General features: G+C 57.5%; 13 protein-coding genes and 1 pseudogene. 3 read left to right on the forward strand and 11 right to left on the reverse strand.

All coding sequences use genetic code 11. The features are described from left to right. Positions 1-50: 50 nt before the first annotated feature. On the reverse strand, positions 51-851 hold the full coding sequence (locus GHO25_RS04820) for an SDR family oxidoreductase (RefSeq protein WP_048372396.1): 801 nt from the start codon (positions 849-851) through the stop codon (positions 51-53). A 109-nt stretch (positions 852-960) separates the two neighbouring features. Here GHO25_RS04820 and GHO25_RS04825 point away from each other — a divergent pair, with 109 nt between their 5' ends. After that, positions 961-1,899, forward strand: a complete 939-nt coding sequence (locus GHO25_RS04825; RefSeq protein WP_048372397.1) for a GlxA family transcriptional regulator — start codon at positions 961-963, stop codon at positions 1,897-1,899. Positions 1,900-1,959: 60 nt separating this feature from the next. On the opposite strand, the gene GHO25_RS04830 is transcribed toward GHO25_RS04825, so the two are convergent. Further along, entirely contained in the window at positions 1,960-2,739 is a 780-nt protein-coding gene (locus GHO25_RS04830; protein ID WP_048372400.1) for an exodeoxyribonuclease III, read from the reverse strand. A gap of 82 nt (positions 2,740-2,821) precedes the next feature. Between GHO25_RS04830 and pyrE the strand changes: the two genes are divergently transcribed. Beyond that, complete coding sequence (gene pyrE, locus GHO25_RS04835; RefSeq protein ID WP_153390045.1) at positions 2,822-3,463, forward strand: orotate phosphoribosyltransferase; 642 nt, start codon at positions 2,822-2,824, stop codon at positions 3,461-3,463. A 68-nt stretch (positions 3,464-3,531) separates the two neighbouring features. Here the strand turns inward: pyrE and GHO25_RS04840 are convergent, their stop codons facing one another. The 8 genes and pseudogenes from GHO25_RS04840 to coaBC form a co-directional block, all read right to left on the reverse strand. Further along, positions 3,532-4,470, reverse strand: coding sequence for a DUF6708 domain-containing protein (locus GHO25_RS04840; protein ID WP_048372403.1), 939 nt, complete (start codon positions 4,468-4,470; stop codon positions 3,532-3,534). Further along, positions 4,467-7,799, reverse strand: coding sequence for a toxin VasX (locus GHO25_RS04850; RefSeq protein WP_178109986.1), 3,333 nt, complete (start codon positions 7,797-7,799; stop codon positions 4,467-4,469). The genes GHO25_RS04840 and GHO25_RS04850 overlap by 4 nt, the downstream gene beginning before the upstream one ends. Further along, complete coding sequence (locus GHO25_RS04855; RefSeq protein ID WP_048372406.1) at positions 7,796-8,632, reverse strand: DUF4123 domain-containing protein; 837 nt, start codon at positions 8,630-8,632, stop codon at positions 7,796-7,798. The genes GHO25_RS04850 and GHO25_RS04855 overlap by 4 nt, the downstream gene beginning before the upstream one ends. After that, entirely contained in the window at positions 8,629-10,659 is a 2,031-nt protein-coding gene (locus tag GHO25_RS04860; RefSeq protein ID WP_153390046.1) for a type VI secretion system tip protein VgrG, read from the reverse strand. The genes GHO25_RS04855 and GHO25_RS04860 overlap by 4 nt, the downstream gene beginning before the upstream one ends. A gap of 211 nt (positions 10,660-10,870) precedes the next feature. Next, positions 10,871-11,779, reverse strand: a complete 909-nt coding sequence (argB, locus tag GHO25_RS04865; RefSeq protein ID WP_048387078.1) for an acetylglutamate kinase — start codon at positions 11,777-11,779, stop codon at positions 10,871-10,873. Positions 11,780-11,805: 26 nt separating this feature from the next. Beyond that, positions 11,806-13,182, reverse strand: a pseudogene (locus GHO25_RS04870) (phosphomannomutase/phosphoglucomutase); the annotation flags it as partial. 69 nt (positions 13,183-13,251) lie between these two features. Continuing rightward, positions 13,252-13,707, reverse strand: coding sequence for a dUTP diphosphatase (gene dut, locus GHO25_RS04875; RefSeq protein ID WP_048387082.1), 456 nt, complete (start codon positions 13,705-13,707; stop codon positions 13,252-13,254). Between the two features lie 5 nt (positions 13,708-13,712). Continuing rightward, a complete protein-coding gene (gene coaBC, locus GHO25_RS04880) occupies positions 13,713-14,921 on the reverse strand; it encodes a bifunctional phosphopantothenoylcysteine decarboxylase/phosphopantothenate--cysteine ligase CoaBC (RefSeq protein ID WP_048372415.1) in 1,209 nt (402 codons plus the stop codon). Positions 14,922-15,043: 122 nt separating this feature from the next. Here coaBC and radC point away from each other — a divergent pair, with 122 nt between their 5' ends. Next, the gene (gene radC / locus GHO25_RS04885; protein WP_048372417.1) at positions 15,044-15,718 is read left to right on the forward strand and encodes a DNA repair protein RadC; all 675 of its coding nucleotides are present in this window, start codon (positions 15,044-15,046) and stop codon (positions 15,716-15,718) included. Between the two features lie 3 nt (positions 15,719-15,721). Here the strand turns inward: radC and GHO25_RS04890 are convergent, their stop codons facing one another. After that, positions 15,722-17,308 carry an ABC transporter substrate-binding protein gene (locus GHO25_RS04890; RefSeq protein WP_153390048.1) on the reverse strand — a complete coding sequence of 529 codons (1,587 nt, stop codon included), beginning with the start codon at positions 17,306-17,308 and terminating at the stop codon, positions 15,722-15,724. Positions 17,309-17,753: the final 445 nt, after the last annotated feature.

Raw genomic sequence — 17,753 nt, forward strand, 5'->3', positions numbered from 1 at the left:
CGACCTTTTTAGATCAAAAGATCGCGAGGCAAGCTCGCTCCTACGGGTTATCAGGCGCTTGTTACGCCGTAGCGGGCGGCGGGTTCGCTGCGTGAGAGGTTAGGCAACAGCGCATGGCGCGCCGCCTCAAAGGCCGCCCAATCTGCGCTGTCCGGCAAAGACGGTACCGTCACAGCCTCACCTTGGGCCAAGCCCGCCAACGCCGCATCGACCAGCTTCTCGGTGGTCATGACCATCGTCTTCGGCAAAGCATCTACCGACATACCAGCCGCTGCAAAAAACTCGGTCGCCGTCGCACCCGGCAGCACGACGTGCACGTTTACCCCTTTATCACTGAGTTCGTGGCGCAGCGATTCGCTGAAGGCCAGCACGTAGGCTTTGGTTGCGCCATATACGCCATTGAGCAATGTCGGCGCCACGGCGACGACTGAAGCAATGTTGATGATCGTGCCACGGCCCTGTTCGACGAAGTTACCGGCAGCGGCTTTTGCCAGACGCGTCAGCGCCAGCACGTTGAGCAAAATCATCGCGTCCATTGCTTCAGCAGAAGACTCCAGCAATGTGCCCCCCGCCCCCACGCCCGCGTTATTGACCAACAGGCTGATGCGCTTGTCGTCTTGCAAAAGGGCGGCGACACGCGCCAAATCGTCAGGCTGGTTGAGGTCAGCGACCACCACCTGAACATCGCGCCGGGTTTGCGCGGTCAACCGGGCCGCCAGACCTTCCAGCCGCTGCTGGTTGCGGGCCACCAGAATCAGGTCGTAGCCCTGCTGCGCCAAACGATCGGCATACACCGCACCAATCCCCGAGGAAGCGCCCGTAACCAGGGCATAGCCTTTGTGTTCACTCATCACGCTTGCTCCAAAATGGCCGGGTAAGGAGTCGGCCTTGTTGGGGTTCAGGTTATGAGCGTATGGTGATGTCAGCAATGTCATATATCCCACCTTTCAGGACATGCTTATGGTCACCATCGGTATTCTTCTGTCGCCCGGCTTTCAGATGCTTTGCCTGTCCACCAGCACCATCTTTGAGTTTGCCAACCTGCTCAGCGGGCAATCGTTCTATCGCGTGGATTTGATCTCTGAGCAGGGCGGCCTGGTGCCCAGCTCCATGGGTTTTAGCGTCGAGACGCAGGCATTCAAGCAACGCAGTTATGACACGGTGCTGGTGCTGGGCGACAACCAATTGATAGAACCCACACCGGCGCTGATCCCTTTTTTGCAGGACACCCTGATTACATCGCGTCGCCTGGCTTCCGCCTGTACCGGCTCATTTCTGCTGGCAGCCGCAGGTTTGCTGGATGGCCGCAAAGCCACCACGCACTGGTTTCACGCCCACACCTTTCGCGAGGCGTTTCCCAAGGTAAAGCTGGAAGAGGACCGCATTTTCACGGTCGACGGCAAGCTATGGACCAGCGCGGGCATGACCGCCTGCATTGATCTGGCCCTGGCCTTGGTGGAGCAGGATTTGGGCGCAGAAGTAGCGCGCGACGTGGCCAGAAAGCTGGTGGTTTACCATCGCCGCGCTGGCGGGCAGTCGCAGTTTTCCGCGTTATTGGAACTCGAGCCAAAGTCCGACCGCGTGCAAACCGCGCTGACCTACGCCAAGGAGCACCTGCGCGAAGAGCTGTCGGTCGAGCAATTGGCCGAGGTCGCCCACTTGAGCCCTCGCCAGTTCAGTCGCCTGTTTCGCAGTGAAACGGGCCAGTCCCCGGCCAAGGCCATCGAGAACCTGCGCCTTGAGGCGGCCCGTTTGATGCTTGAGTCCGGCGCCCACAGTATCGACAGCGTGGCGCGTGAGAGCGGTTTTGGCGACCCGGAGCGCATGCGTCGAGCCTTTATCCGCGCCTTTGGCCAGCCACCTCAAATGCTCCGTCGGGCGCTGCACTTGCAGGCTTAGCCGCCAAAAAAAATGCCCGTATCGTGGGATACGGGCATTTTTATGACAGCGAAAGAACACTTAGATAGTGAGTGTCCAGTCGTAGTCCACGATCAACGGCGCGTGTTGCGAGAAGCGTGGCTGACGCGGCAAGCGAGCGCTGCGAACAAAGCGGCGCAAACCCGGGGTCAACAACTGGTAGTCGAAACGCCAGCCCAGATTCAGCATCTCGGCCTGTTCGTTGTCCGGCCACCAGCTGTACTGATCGCCTTCACGACTGACTTCACGCAGGGCATCGACATAGCCCATGTTGCCGACAATCTCATCCATCCAGGCCCGTTCAGGCGCCAGGAAACCAGGAGACTGCTGGCTGTCACGCCAGTTTTTAATGTCGAGCTTCTGCTGCGCCACGTACAACGAGCCGCAGTAAATGTACTCACGACGCTTGCGACGCTGCTTATCCAGATAGCGTGCAAAATCGTCCATTAGCTTGAACTTCTGGTTCAAGTCTTCATCGCCATTCTGCCCCGAAGGAAGCAGCAAGGTCGCGATGCTGACCTTATCGAAATCGGCTTGCAGGTAGCGCCCGTAGCGATCGGCCGTCTCGAAGCCAAGCCCAGTGATGACTGCTTTCGGCTGCAACCGCGAGTACAAAGCCACACCGCCTTGGGCAGGGACTTCAGCTTCGCACGCGTACAGAAAGTAGCCATCCAGCTGGTAGGCTGGATCGTCCAGTTCAAAGGCGGAGGCGCGGGTGTCCTGCAGGCAGATAACGTCGGCATTCTGAGCTTGCAGCCAACTGAGCAAACCGCGCTCGACTGCCGCCTGAATACCATTGACGTTCACACTGATGATCCGCATAAATGGCCCCAAAAATCACGTGCGTGTATGATACACGCCGTCTTACTAATTAGCTAAATCCGTGGTATCTGGGGCCATTTTCATGCAAGCGTATCAGCGCGACTTTATCCGTTTTGCCATTGATCGCGGCGTTTTGCGCTTCGGTGAGTTCACCCTGAAGTCCGGGCGTACCAGCCCCTACTTCTTCAATGCCGGCCTGTTCAACACCGGCTCCGCGCTGGCTCAACTGGGGCGCTTCTATGCCGCCGCCATCGTTGACAGCGGCATTGATTTCGACGTGCTGTTTGGCCCGGCTTACAAAGGCATCCCTTTGGCCGCGACCACCGCCGTCGCCCTGGCCGAGCACCATGATCTCGACATGCCATGGTGCTTTAACCGCAAAGAAGCCAAGGCCCACGGTGAAGGTGGCAGCCTGGTCGGCTCGCCGCTTGAAGGCGATATTCTGATCATCGATGACGTAATCACGGCCGGTACCGCCATCCGTGAAGTCATGCAAATCATTGACGCCCAAGGTGCCAAAGCGGCGGGCGTACTGATTGCCCTCAACCGCCAGGAGCGCGGCAACGGCGAGCTGTCGGCCATCCAGGAAGTCGAGCGCGACTTCGGCATCCCGGTGGTCAGCATCGTGTCGTTGACCCAGGTGCTGCAATTCCTGGCCGAAGACGAAACCTTGAAGCAATACCTGCCAGCCGTTGAAGCCTACCGGGCGCAGTACGGGATCTAAACAGCCCCGCTGTTCCCCACGGGGGAGGCATGACACCTGTCGCGCCTCCCCCGTTTTGTTTGTGCAGATCAACCAGCTTGCGCAGCCAATTCAGCTTCGCGCCGGGCGATGGCGAGTTCCAGCTCCGGGGAGCGCTTGGCCCATTGCTCGGGGGGGAGGGGTTTGGACCATTCGATGATGTCGGGGTGGTCAAAGGTTGGTGGCGGGGAGAGCTTCCAGGTTTGCAGCATGAAGACGATGGGGCCGCCGAAAATGAAGATGCCGATAAATAACCACGCGGCCTTAAAAAACTCACCCTCGCGCAAATGGAGCCAAATACCTTTTGCGTATTCACAGCAAGTGCCCCAGATAATTCCTCGCCCTTTCAAACTGCCACGACTGCCTTCAAAGTCATTCGTTTGCGGTAATGCATGAGGACCAATCTCCATAAAACTCCGCATGCACTCCCACATTGACATTGCCGCTTCATTACCCCCGCAATTAAAACCCCAGTAAAAGTGCTTGTTATCTTCTTCAGCATGAGGGTCTGGATTATCAAAGCCTATAAACAGCATTCCTGAGGTATTTCGACCTGCTTGACTGACTGAAGAACTCTGCGCCGAAGCGGCGGTTACCGTTTCCCAGGGCACAATCCAATACTCGCTATCCTTACGTGGTACGCAGACTTCACGGCGTTGGCGATTAAAGCGAATGGGTAAGGGGGTTGGGCGGTAAAGCATATAAATCAGCATAAGTATTGGAACACCTGTCATATACGCCCCCAACATAAAGTCGTATATATCGCCCGTAAAATAAGCCACAGACAGACACATAACAATCATCGGCCATAAAACCATAACGCCAGATCCAATATTGAAATTTCCAACATCTATAAAAATATCATTTTTACGCCAAACAGCATTCATAACATCCATTGGTTTCTCTCCCGTTGGTATAGGTAAGGGAGCGAAGTAATCCTGTTGCGAAAAAAACCCTTTTTTTCTCGTACCAGCGGCTGGAGCATTCATCGTTTCACTCCAGGCTGCAAGAAAACTGAATATTGCTGGTCGCCCAGTCGATAGCGCTCCGCCTTGTCCAACTCAGGGGTTGGGTCGTCACGCAAGGCAACAACTCCATTCGCAGCACTCAATGTGAATGCGACCCCTCGATCTCCGCCCACAAAATTGAGAGCACCGAGTATTGAGGTCAAGGGTGTTTGGTATCGCAAGCGCAGAGACACTGTGGTAGGGAGCGAGCCAAACAGGTTAGGTACCGTGTTGAAGGGGCTGCTCAAACGTAAACCCTGCCCTTGAGTATGCGGTATCCACTCACAGTGACTGCCCTGAATCCAACTATTGCCTATATCTTGCAACGGCTCCTCATGAGAATACTTACCCTCACCATTTTTTATCCGCTCACGCATCGCTAAGATATCTAATGGATTTCCAATCATTGAGATATCCAGATAAACATTACTCGGCTCGGCCCCAGGCAGATCAATGGTTAGCGTTTTAATCGATCTGCTTACAACACCTGACTGCAAAGAACTCATTACACTGCCTTGCTCTACGAATTCAAAGCTGACACGAGGAATATAAAGAATATTGTATAAGCGGTTTAGCTCATCTCGCTGATCTTTAGATGATATTGGGCTCAAGTCACCAGCTCTAAACTTAGACCAGCAGCAATTATATATAAAGTTTTGCATCGGAGTTTGCTGAAAATACCAAGCAATTAGGTACAACACGCCAAGCACTGCAACCAACAAGTTAAGTGGCCCCATCAATATCAAATACCCTCCAACTGCGGCACTTACTGTGAGCCCTCCAGAAACAGCTTTAAAGGTATAAATCAAACCTAATAGCGCCTGAGTTCCAAAGGCTAGAGCTTGCCCACCAACTACGTATAGACGCATTTCCAGCCAAGGATCTATAGCACCGTGGGAGCTTTCTAATTGTTTCTGTAGAGACTTGAACTCATTAATTGCTGCAAATGCAGAAAGCCCACCAATAAGTCCACCAAAAAGAGTCAATACAGGAACGTTAGACCAAGTATTATTGGCAAGCTTGATTGCAAAAGCTTTTTCCTTAACCCCTCCCCTCACCTGATTATCAATCACCGCAATCAAGGCAGCCCCGGCATATAAATTCGCAGACCACGTATCGTTTACTCGCTGCTGATCCATCCCCTCCAGTACTCCGGCCTGCCCCAGATAATTACTGGCATTCCAGCTATTGAGCAGCAACGCCGTCAGAGCGATCAGGCCTCCGCTGTTTTTAACGGCGGGCGAGTCGACAATTTTTGCAATGTGGCCACGGCCGATGGCTTTACCGGTGGTATTAACCCATTGGGCAAGATCTTCTGCCGCCTTGCCAAACTGCACCAACATTTGGTGCTTACCTTGGGTTATTAACCGCAAACCAATTTGATGCCCCGCTCGGGTGGCACTCATTATCGCCAGCCAAGGCCCTTGTAATGGCTCGCCCGCTTTGCTGCCAAGCAGCAGCAACGACGCGCCCAAGCGCTTTAAAAGGGTGTTCCACAAGCTATTGACGTTACCCGACCTAACACCAAGGTCAGACAGAATATTGATACCTTGTGGCCCCAACGCCTTGCTCAACGCCGCCATCGCATTGGCCTGATTTTCAACTTCTAGCGCAGCCATCAACTCCGTTGCGCGGCTGTTGGTATTGACCGCGCCTTCGAGTGTGGGGCTCCACCCATAAAACAACTGCCTTAACGCCCCGTCATCCGCACTGCGTACATAGTCCGCATATTGCTCAGCGCCAACTGTGCGCAAGCACTGCGCGCTCAGGCAGGCCAATGCCAGTTCATCCAGCCATTGGCGGTGGTCGCTAGCTTGATAATCCACAAACCACGTACCGCTATGGTGACGCGGCAGGTAAGTGCCACGATCGGCATAAAGGGCTTTGTGTCGCTCTTTCAGGTGATCAAAGTGTTTCGGGGCCGTTTCGTCGAGCCATTGGTTCATGGCGGGCAGGTCGATGTATTGTTCGACTTTGTCGCTGGCGTGAGTGTTGTGCGTGTTACTGAGTTTATTAACCTGGTACTCAAGCACCATTTCCATAATTTCGTCATGAAACTTCAGCGGTATAAACCCGCGGATCGGCGCAACCGCAGCCTGTTCGCGAAGATGTATCTCGTGTAGTCGAATATCGGCTTGCTGCTTGGTGAATGGAGATCCATCAGGCACATTGGCGGCATAACGCTCTCTGGCCAGTTGTTCTAACCGAGTACGAGTGTCCAGCAACATCTGCGCCTGCTTACGCGTCAGTTCAATATCCTGTTCCCGATAGCGGTAAACCAACATACCGATCACTTCGTCGGGATCCTCTGTAATCAAACTTCGCACAAACCCGCCAATACTCAGCCGCAGGTTGTTATCGGCCTGCCACTGTTCATGCCGCGACTCGATCAGTTCTTGCTCATGATTGATGTCACGTAAAACACCCAGGTCATCGTCAAGGCAGGCCAATACCGTGAACAACCCGCGTGACTGCGCATGAGCCTGTTCCATCAGGTCTTGCGTGCGGGTGGCAGCCCATTGTTCAGCGCTCCATTCACCCGGTGGCGTGACGTCGTCCGACACAGCCGGGTAGCTCGCCGACACTTTTTCCCGCTCATGCAGCCAATGCATGGCATCGGTGTAGGCCTTGATGTTGTCGGGTGTCGGGTCTGCCATGACCTTCTTGCCCAGTTCGTCCGCACTCTCGCGCAAGGCCGGTTGATGACGTCGGTAATCAATCGCCATCGCCAAGTCATAGGTGCTCGGAATCAACTCGGCCATGACGCTTTTCGATTCACTCAACGGTGCACAATGCGGCGCTTGCAGCGTATTGGCCACTTGTCGCAGGTCGAGTAGACGCATGCGTTTGGCGCGCTGTTGAGGGTCGTGTAGTTCGGCGCAGGCGGCCGGGTTGAGGGGGATTTCGCTGTAGAGCAGCCAGGCGTCTTGTTGCTTGGCCAGCGCCAAGCCACTCAAGGTGCCGGACTGGACGACGGTGTCATCCTCATCCAGACCCTGGCTGAGCAGCAGGTTGTTTTCAGCCACTGCATATCGCTGCAATGGGCCGCGGCCTTGCCACACATAGACAAACCCTGCGCGCAACAGGCGCGCAGCCATCGGGTGGCTTTGGGTCTGTGTGCCGGGCTGGCACGCCGGATGGCTGGCGGGTTCTTCGCTGAGGGCGTAACGCACCGGAACGACAAATAAATGCGGCTGGCTAGCCGGGCACTGTTGAACGGTGCTGTTGATGTCAACGTGTTCGCAGGCACTGGCGGCGCGCCGGGCCTCAGACAGGTTGACCATTGAGGCCAGACGTTTATTAAGGTTCATAGCGCACGCTCTGCAGGCTTCATTTGCGTCATCAATGCGTCCAGTAACTGCTCCAGACGCTGTTCGGGGGCGACTGCTCGCTGGCTCAACACCTGGCGATAGACCGCATGCTCCGGGCCTTCGGGAAACTCATCACCGAAGGCGGCATACAGGCTTGCCCAGGCCATGACTTCGTCATCGGCGCTGTAGCCCTGGCGCGCTGCATTGCGCTGACAACCCAGCGCCCATGCCTGTTGCCCCGGCTCGTCCAACCCCTGCAAACACGGCGCAAAGTAGCGCTGGCCATGCTCAACAAGGCGCTGTGTAAAGTGCTCGCGCCGGGCTTGGCACAGATGCTCCAGCGTCTGTGCACTTAACGTCAGCCACGGCGTCGTCGCGTAGCGGGCGCAGGGTTGATGCGGGTTGTTCTGCTGGATAACCACACCCTCCGGCAGCCTGATGACGCGAACCGGGCCCATCAGTTGATCCCGCTCAGCCTCTGCCAGATCTGCCAGCCACAGGCGGGTAATGCACGGGTCGTAGAAACGGAAAAAAGCCGTGACATTGCCCGCAAGCCGGACATGGATCAGGCTACGCAGGTGCTCTAAAACAAGGGTTTCGTCTGCGTCAGACTCCAGCCAGATACCCGCTCGACCCTGCCAATGCTCAATAAAGGTGTTGGCCAGCGCACTGCCCGGTTCGACGCTAACCAGCACCGGGCCAAAAGAAGCCATCTCGGCATAGCGGGTAGTCAGGTACAGCGAATGCGCAACCGTGATGTTCGCCAACTCAAACAGGCGCGCAAAAATGTTCGGGATCAGATGGCTGTCGAGCAGCAGGTATGCGCGGGTCATGCCTGCCCCTCCTGCAAGGCTTCGCAGGCCAGGCACACGGGCGCCCGTTTCGCACTGGCACTGGCGAAGGCGCGTTTTTGCGACTCAAGCGCCAGCGCCGTCATGGCCTCGACCCCCTCCGTACTGGCCGGCACTGCCGGCATGCCCGGTATCGGCACCCCGCCCGGCAAGATCGGTGAACTGCTGTAAATCCCCACCGGCGTGAGTTGCAGGTGTTGACCACCCGCCATCAGGGTCAGCAGCGGGCCGCCATCGACCACCAGCGTGGCCCCGGCCTTGAAATGCGCGTGCACCCCGGCTTCAACAGCCATAACCATCCCCACCCGTGTGTGGCTGGTCATGGCGACGGCCTGGAAGTCATTCCCTTGCACTTGCACTTTGCGATCGCCGCTGACGGTTTGCTGGTCTTCGCCCTTGAGCACTACCACGCTGGCGCCGCTGATGGTTTCTTCGCGCTGGCCATCGATCTGCAAGCGGCTGTCGTTTTCAATGTGTTGCTGCATGTCGCGCTGGGCATGCAGGTAGATTTTTTCCTGGCCCTGGCGGTCTTCAAGGCGCAATTCGTTGTAGCCGCCACCGCCCGGTGTGCTGCGACTGCGCAAGGTGCTTTGGGTTTTATCGGCAGGCAGTTTGAGCGGCGTCGGGGTCATGCTCGACACCAGGCAGCCTGAAATCACCGGCTGATCGACATCGCCCTCCAGGTAGCTGACCAGCACTTCCATGCCGACCCGAGGGATTGTCACCGCGCCATAACTGTCGCCCGCCCAACTGGAGGCGACGCGCAACCAGCAACTGCTGGTGTCGTCGCTCGCCCCGCTGCGGTCCCAATGGAAGCTGACCTTGACCCTGCCGAACGCGTCGCAGTGGATCTCCTGCCCCGCCGGGCCGGTAACGCGGGCTGTCTGGCTGCCATGGATGCGCGGCTTGGCAAACACCACGGGCGAGCGGTACGTCACGCCCTCGGGGATCGCCACAAAGTGGTTGCGATAGCCTTGGCTAAAGCCCGGCGAATGCAAGAGCGTTGAGCGCCCACCTTGCTCTTCAAGCACCTGGGGCTGCTTGCCTTCATGGTGAACGTGGGTCAGTAGCCACGGCACATTCCAGTCGCTAACAGGGTGCTCGCTGAGGGTTAAAAAGTGACCACTGCTCAAGGTCGGCTGATCACTGTGACCGCTGGCCTGGCGATGATCGCTCTGATGCTGCTCCAGCGCTCGCTGGCTTTGTCGCTCGCCTTGAGCATCGCTAGTAAAGCGACCGGGGTAGGTGTAATGCTCAAGCGGGCGGTGTTTGAGGTCGCTATGGCTGTTGGCCTCCAGCGTGCGGCTGGCAGCTTTAAAGTCGTAATCACGCCGCGCTGTGCTGTTGGTTCGGGTTTGCAAACGCAGATCCATCCCCTGAATCGCCGCCGAGTCGGCCGCCATCCCGCCGCTGGGTATGTAAGGCGTTGCCGGTTGCAGCGAGGTAAAAGCCGCCTGTCCATCACCGAACTGTAAGTAGTGGGCATCAGACGAATGCTTGAAGTGGTAATGCATGCCCTCTTCAAAACACAGCCGCTGAATGAAGTGCAGGTCGGACTCGGCGTACTGCACACAATACTCGCGAGGTTCGTAAGTCGATTGCAGCGTGAAACCGTAGGCATTGCCGAGAATCCCGTGCTCTTCGAGCAGGGTTTCGATGATCTGCTGCGCGGTCTGGTTCTGGAAAATGCGCTGATTGGTACGGTGTTTCAGGTAGGCCAAACGTGGCACCAGCGTCAGGCGATAGTGCGTGAGGCGCTTGCCTGGGCTGCATCGCACGATCTGATAAATCTGCCCGTGAATACCGCGCCCTAGGCCATCAAAGGCCAAAAAAGCCGGGGTGTGCAGCAGCGCTTCGAGGTCCAGGTCTGCGCAATCACACACCAGCTCAACGTCAAAGGCAAAGGGCGTGTTGAGCCCTTCGTCACCGCTGAAAGCCAGCACCTCAACGGGATGAGGACAACGGCTGATGTTCAGCCTGAACGAGTTGTCGCGAGCAAATGCGGGCATCCATGACTCCTCTGACGTGAGGTCAGCGCAAAGGAGTGAACGCTAAAGGATGGGCACAGCGCAGGATGTAGGAGGAGTCTCTACTTACGAGGGAATACGGCCTTCGTTGTCGGAGATCCGTAAATTTGTGTGGGAGCGGGCTTGCTCGCGATCTTTTAAACGGTCAAAAGATCGCGAGGCAAGCTCGCGCCTACAGAGGGAGGGTTGAAGCTTAAGCAGCAGGCTTGCTGTTGCTGATCAACGTACCCACACCGGTGTCGGTGAAGATTTCCAGCAGTACGGCATTCGGTACACGGCCATCGACAATGTGCGCGGTGGTCACGCCACCTTGCACAGCCTCCAGCGCACAGCGAATCTTCGGCAGCATGCCGCCGTAGATGGTGCCGTCTTCAATCAAGCCGTCGACCTGCGCAGTGGTCAGGCCGGTCAGCACATGACCTTCCTTGTCCATCAAGCCGGCAATGTTGGTGAGCAGCATCAGCTTTTCAGCTTTCAGCGCCTCAGCCACTTTGCCCGCCACAAAGTCAGCGTTGATGTTGTACGACTCACCGTCCGGGCCTACACCAATCGGCGCGATGACCGGGATAAAGTCACCCTTGGTCAGCATGTTGAGCAAATCGGTGTTGATCCCGGTGACTTCACCCACATGACCGAAGTCGATGATTTCAGGCGTGGTCATTTCCGGGGTCTGGCGCTTCACCACCATCTTTTTGGCCTGGATCAAGCCGGCATCTTTGCCGGTCAAACCGATAGCGCTGCCGCCATGACGGTTGATCAGGTTGACGATTTCTTTGTTCACATGACCGCCCAGGACCATTTCAACAACGTCCATGGTTTGCGAGTCAGTCACGCGCATGCCGTCGATAAAATGACTCTCGATGGACAAACGCTTGAGCAGATCACCGATTTGCGGGCCGCCACCGTGGACTACGACCGGGTGGATACCCACCGCTTTCATCAACACGATGTCACGCGCAAAACCGGTTTTCAGGTCATCGTTTTCCATCGCGTTGCCGCCGTACTTGATGACCAGCGTCTTGCCGACATAGCGGCGAATGTAAGGCAGCGCTTCGGACAAAACCTTGGCGACGTTAGAGGCGGCATCACGTTCGAGGGTCATTCAGGGCTCCGGTAAAACTCAGTCGATCAAAACGGTAGTTGAAGATCAGGTGCCACACGCTTGAGTTGGGCGTGGAAGACATCCTTGATGCGTTGCAGTTCGGCCTCGGTATCAGCCTCAAATCGCAGCACCAGCACCGGCGTGGTGTTGGACGCGCGAACCAGGCCCCAGCCTTGTGGATAGTCGACGCGCACGCCGTCAATCGACGTCAGCTCGGCGGCCTCACCCCATTGGGCGTCATGCAGGGCTTCAATGATGCTGAATTTGCTCTCATCCGTCACATCGATATTGATTTCTGGCGTAGAAATATCTTTCGGGAAGGTCTCAAACAGCTCTTCAGCGGTCTGCTGTTGTTTGCTGAGGATCTCCAGCAGGCGCGCAGCGCTGTAAATCCCGTCATCAAAGCCGAACCAGCGCTCTTTGAAAAAGATATGCCCGCTCATTTCACCGGCCAGCAAGGCGCCGGTCGCTTTCATTTTCTTCTTGATTAACGAATGACCGGTCTTCCACATCAATGGGCGACCACCGTATTCCTTGATCAGCGGGGTCAGACGACGGGTGCACTTCACATCAAAGATGATCTCGGCGTTCGGGTTGCGCTCCAGCACGTCTTGGGCAAACAGCATCAGCAAGCGGTCCGGGAACACCATGGTGCCGGTGTTGGTCACCACGCCCACGCGGTCGCCGTCGCCGTCGAAAGCCAGGCCCAGGTCGGCGTTGGTTTCTTTAACCTTGGCGATCAGGTCTACCAGATTTTCAGGTTTGCCCGGGTCCGGGTGGTGGTTCGGGAAGTTGCCGTCCACCTCGCAGAACAACGGGATCACCTCACAGCCCAGCGCCTCCAGCAGTTGCGGGGCGATCACGCCGGCAGCGCCGTTACCGCAATCGACCACGACCTTGAGCTTCTTGGCCAGCTTGATGTCTTTGACAATTTCATCGGCGTAGCGCGACAAAATATCAACGCGCTCGATGCTGCCTTCGCCCCACGTCAGGTCGTTGTTTTTCAGGCGCGTATGCAGCGCCTGGATCTGCTCGTTGGCCAGGGTGTCACCGGCGATCACGATTTTGAAACCGTTGTAGTTCGACGGGTTATGGCTACCGGTGAGCATCACGCCCGACTTGCCCGCCAACACGTTAGCCGCGTAGTACAGCGCAGGTGTGGGCACCAGGCCCACATCGCTGACCTGGCAACCGCTGTCAGCAACGCCCTGGATCAAACGCTCGACCAGCGCCGGGCCAGACAAACGACCGTCACGGCCGATCGACACATGGGGTTCACCTTCGGCCAGGCTCTGGGAGCCAATGGCGCGACCAATCCAGTAGGCGGTTTCAGCGGTCAGTGTTTCTGGCACCACACCGCGAATGTCATAGGCGCGAAAAATGGTGTCAGGGAAGTTGGGGGCGACCGAAGCAGGGCTGCTCATTACAGGGAAGACTCCATTCTTGAAGAGTGTGGGGAACGTTAATAAGGGTTAGAGAGTGCCGGAATGCCCGAAACCGCCAGCGCCACGCTGGCTTTCATCGAATTCCTCGACCAACTCAAAGTGTGCCTGCACCACCGGCACCAGCACCAGTTGAGCGATACGCTCGCCGATGGTGATGTTGAAGGCGGTTTGACCACGGTTCCAGCACGACACCATCAGCTCGCCCTGATAATCGGAGTCGATCAGACCCACCAGATTGCCCAGCACGATGCCATGTTTGTGGCCCAGGCCCGAGCGCGGCAGGATCAACGCAGCCAGGCCCGGATCGCCGATGTACACCGACAGGCCGGTCGGGATCAGCAGGGTTTGGCCCGGCTCCAGCACGGTGTCTTCTTTGAGCATGGCGCGCAGATCAAGGCCTGCGGAGCCAGGGGTGGCGTATTGCGGCAGCGGGAATTCGGTACCAATGCGTGGATCAAGGATTTTGGCTTGCAAAGCGTGCATTCGAGTTAAACCTGGTTCAGACGTTCGGCGATAAAAGTGATCAGCTGGCGGGCAATCTTGCCCTTGCTGGTCTGGGCAAATACGGTGGCGTGCAGGTCGCGGTCAATCACGCTGCAGGCGTTCTCTTCGCTGTTGAAGCCGATGCTGGGGTTAGCCACATCGTTGGCCACAATCAGGTCGAGATTTTTGTCTTTCAGCTTGCGCGCGGCGTAATCGAGCAGGTGCTCGGTCTCTGCGGCAAAGCCGACACTAAAAGGGCGGTCCGGGCGAGTTGCAATGGTGGCCAGAATGTCTGGGTTGCGCACCATTTGCAGCAGCAGGCCGTCGCCTTTGGTAGGGTCTTTCTTGAGTTTTTGCGGGGCAACGACTTCCGGGCGGTAATCTGCAACCGCAGCTGACGCGATAAACACGTCACACGGGATCGCAGCCTCACACGCGGCGAGCATGTCGCGGGCGCTGACAACGTCAATGCGGCTGACGCGATCAGGCGTGGGCAAATGCACGGGGCCGGTGATCAGCGTGACGCGGGCGCCCGCCTCAACCGCTGCTTCGGCCAGGGCAAAGCCCATTTTCCCGGAGCTGTGGTTGGTGATGTAGCGTACCGGGTCGATGTTTTCCTGGGTCGGGCCTGCCGTGATCAGCACGTGCTTGCCGGTCAACGCCAGGTGCTGGAAGCACTCGGCCGCGCAGTGCACCAGGTCATCGGCTTCGAGCATGCGGCCAAAACCCACGTCGCCGCAAGCCTGGCTGCCGGAGGCCGGGCCAAACACCTTGAGGCCACGGCTCTGGAGCAATTGGGTGTTGGCTTGAGTAGCCGGATCGCGCCACATGGCCTGGTTCATGGCCGGGGCGATGGCCACGGTGGCGTCCGTGGCCAGCACCAGCGTGGTCAGCAAATCATTGGCCAGGCCCTGGGCCAGACGGGCGATCAAGTCTGCAGTGGCCGGAGCGATCAGCACCAGATCGGCCCATTTGGCCAGCTCGATATGGCCCATAGCCGCTTCTGCCGCAGGGTCGAGCAAATCCAGATGGACGGGGTGCCCAGACAAGGCCTGCATGGTCAGCGGGGTGATGAACTCACTGCCGCCGCGCGTCATGACCACACGCACTTCCGCGCCTTGGTCCAGCAGGCGGCGAACCAGCTCTGCACTCTTGTAAGCAGCAATGCCGCCGCCGACGCCCAAAACAATGCGTTTTCGATACAGCCGCTGCATAGGCCTGCCTTCTAGTTCGATGATGACTGCGCGGAAAATGGCCAAATGCCACGCAAAAATGATGGGCTAAGATAACACAGCGCTTGCTACGGAACAGCGGCGCACCCACACACGGAGGTGTCATGAGTATCAGAAATTGGCCCGCGGCCGAGCGCCCGCGCGAGAAACTTTTGGAGCACGGATCGGCCAGTCTTTCGGATGCCGAGCTGCTGGCAATCTTCCTGCGCACCGGGGTTTCGGGCAAAAGTGCTGTCGATTTGGCGCGGCATTTACTCACCGAATTCGGCAGCCTGCGCGCTTTGCTGGAGGCGGATTTGGGGGCGTTCAGTCGCCAGCTCGGGCTCGGCCCCGCCAAGTTCACCCAACTGCAAGCAGTGCTGGAGATGGGCCGCCGCCACTTGGCCGAGCGTCTGCGCCGGGACTCCGCGCTAGAGAGCCCGCAGGCGGTTCGCGATTACTTGAAATCCTTGCTGCGCCACGAACCCCACGAAGTGTTCGGCTGCCTGTTTATGGACTCCAAACACCGCATGCTCGCCTTTGAAGTGCTGTTCAGAGGGTCGATCGACAGCGCCAGCGTTTACCCGCGCCAAGTGGTCAAACGGGCGCTGGCGCACAACGCGGCGGCCGTTATTTTTTGTCATAACCACCCGTCCGGCAATTCAGAGCCCAGCCAGGCCGACCGCACCCTGACACAGCGCCTCACGGAGGCGCTGGATCTGATCGAAGTGCGGGTGCTGGATCACTTCATCGTCGGTGAAGGTGAGCCGCTGTCGATGGTCGAACACGGCTGGATGTGACGCTTAAGGCTTAACGCTAACCGTCGAAAAGTCCTGACGTCCAAACGGGCTTACCTGATAACCCTGTACGTCTTTACGGGTTAACGCGTAGGCCGTTGGATGTGCCAGCGGCAGCCACAAAGCCTGCTGCTGAATCTCTGCCTGAGCCTTTTGATACAGCGCGCTGCGCTTGTCTTGATCGCTGATGGTTTTGCCCTGGCTGATCAGTGTGTCGAGGGTTTTGTCGCAATAGCGGGCAAAGTTGGTCCCGGACTTCACCGCTGCACATGAAAACTGCGGCGCCAGGAAGTTGTCCGGGTCACCGTTATCACCCGCCCAGCCCATAAACAGCAGATCGTGTTCGCCCGCTTTGGCGCGACGAATCAGCTCGCCCCACTCGATCACGCGGATATCCGCCTGAACGCCAATTTTCGCCAGATCCGCCTGCAACAACTGCGCACCCAGGCTTGGGTTAGGGTTTAGCACGCTGCTGGTCGGGCGCGTCCAGATCGTGGTTTTAAAGCCGTCCTTGAGGCCCGCTTTGGCCAACAGCTCTTTGGCCTTTTGCGGGTCATGGGCATAACCCGGCAGGTCTTTGGCATAACCCCAGGTATTAGGCGGGTAAATACCGTTGGCCGCCTGCCCGCTGTTTTCGAACACCGCCTTGAGGTACGTGTCCTTATCGAACGCCAAATTGATGGCCTGACGCACTTCTGGCTTGTCCAGCGGCGGGTGCTGACTGTTGATGGCCACGAATGCGGTCATAAAGGCAGGCGTTTGGGTGACGGCCAGGCTGGTGTCCTTGAGGGCCGCATCGACATCCAGCGGTTTTGGCGAGAGGGCGATCTGGCACTCGTTGCGCCGCAGTTTTTGCAGCCGCACGTTGGCATCTGGGGTGATGGCAAAAATCAGTGCGTCAACCGCAGGTTTACCGGCGAAATAGTCCGGGTTGGCCTTGTAGCGCACCACGGCATCCTTCTGGTAACGGCTGAACACAAACGGCCCCGTCCCGATCGGCTGGCTGTTCATCAACTCGGGGGTCCCCGCCTTGAGCAACTTGTCGGCGTACTCAGCCGAATAGATCGACGCAAAGCCCATGCTCAAGGCCGGCAGGAAGGTGGAGTCCGGGTGGCTGAGAGTAAAGCGCACCGTCAGCGGATCCGGGGTCTCAATCTTCTTGATCAACTCGGGCAATTGCAGCGACTGCGCATGCGGGAAGCCGCTCTGCGCCACCTTGTGCCACGGGTTGGCCGGGTCGAGCATGCGCTCGAAGCTGAAACGCACGTCATCGGCGTTCAACTCACGCGTCGGGGTGAAGTAAGGCGTGGTGTGGAACTTGACCCCGGGGTGCAGCTTGAACTCGTACACAAGGCCGTCAGGCGACACTGACCAGCTTTGCGCCAGGCCCGGCACCAACTTGGCCGCTGTGGCGTCATAGTTCACCAGGCTGTTCATCAGCACGTCTGCCGAGGCATTGGTGGTGGTGAGCGAGTTGTACTGCACTACATCGAACCCTTCCGGGCTTGCCTCGGTGCACACACTCAAGGTGGCCGCATGAGCCAACGGGCTCAGGCACAGGGTGAGCAAAAAGGGGGCAGCAGCGAGACGCATATTCTGATTCCTTTGCAAGTCGTTGGCCCATCTGCAAGTGCAGTCTGGAAAACGCCTACCCTAGTGTTCTGATTGCCAAATGACTACTTTTTAATAACACCCAATGCCCGTAGGAGCTGCCGAAGGCTGCGATCTTTTGATCTCCCTTCATGAGAAGACCGCAATATCTTCAACCACGCAGCCTTCGGCAGCGACTACGTTTGTTAAGGCCCGTATCGAGATTGGCCGGCACCTCACCTGAAACCTTTCATCTCGCGACGAGCGGTCGCCACACGTCCGGCATAGGCTTTACCGTGGATTGCAGCTAGAATGCGGCCTTTATTAATCACTAGAAATCACACTGCATGTTGTTGCGCTTTAGTCTTTCTGGTATAAAGCAGCGCTCTTTTCTAGGGGCCCGGTTCCTTCGTTTGTAGGTGTAGCCGGTAAGACCCTTAAAGAAACG

The sequence above is a fragment of the Pseudomonas sp. FSL R10-1350 genome, from assembly GCF_009600525.1.
Lineage (GTDB): Bacteria > Pseudomonadota > Gammaproteobacteria > Pseudomonadales > Pseudomonadaceae > Aquipseudomonas > Aquipseudomonas helleri.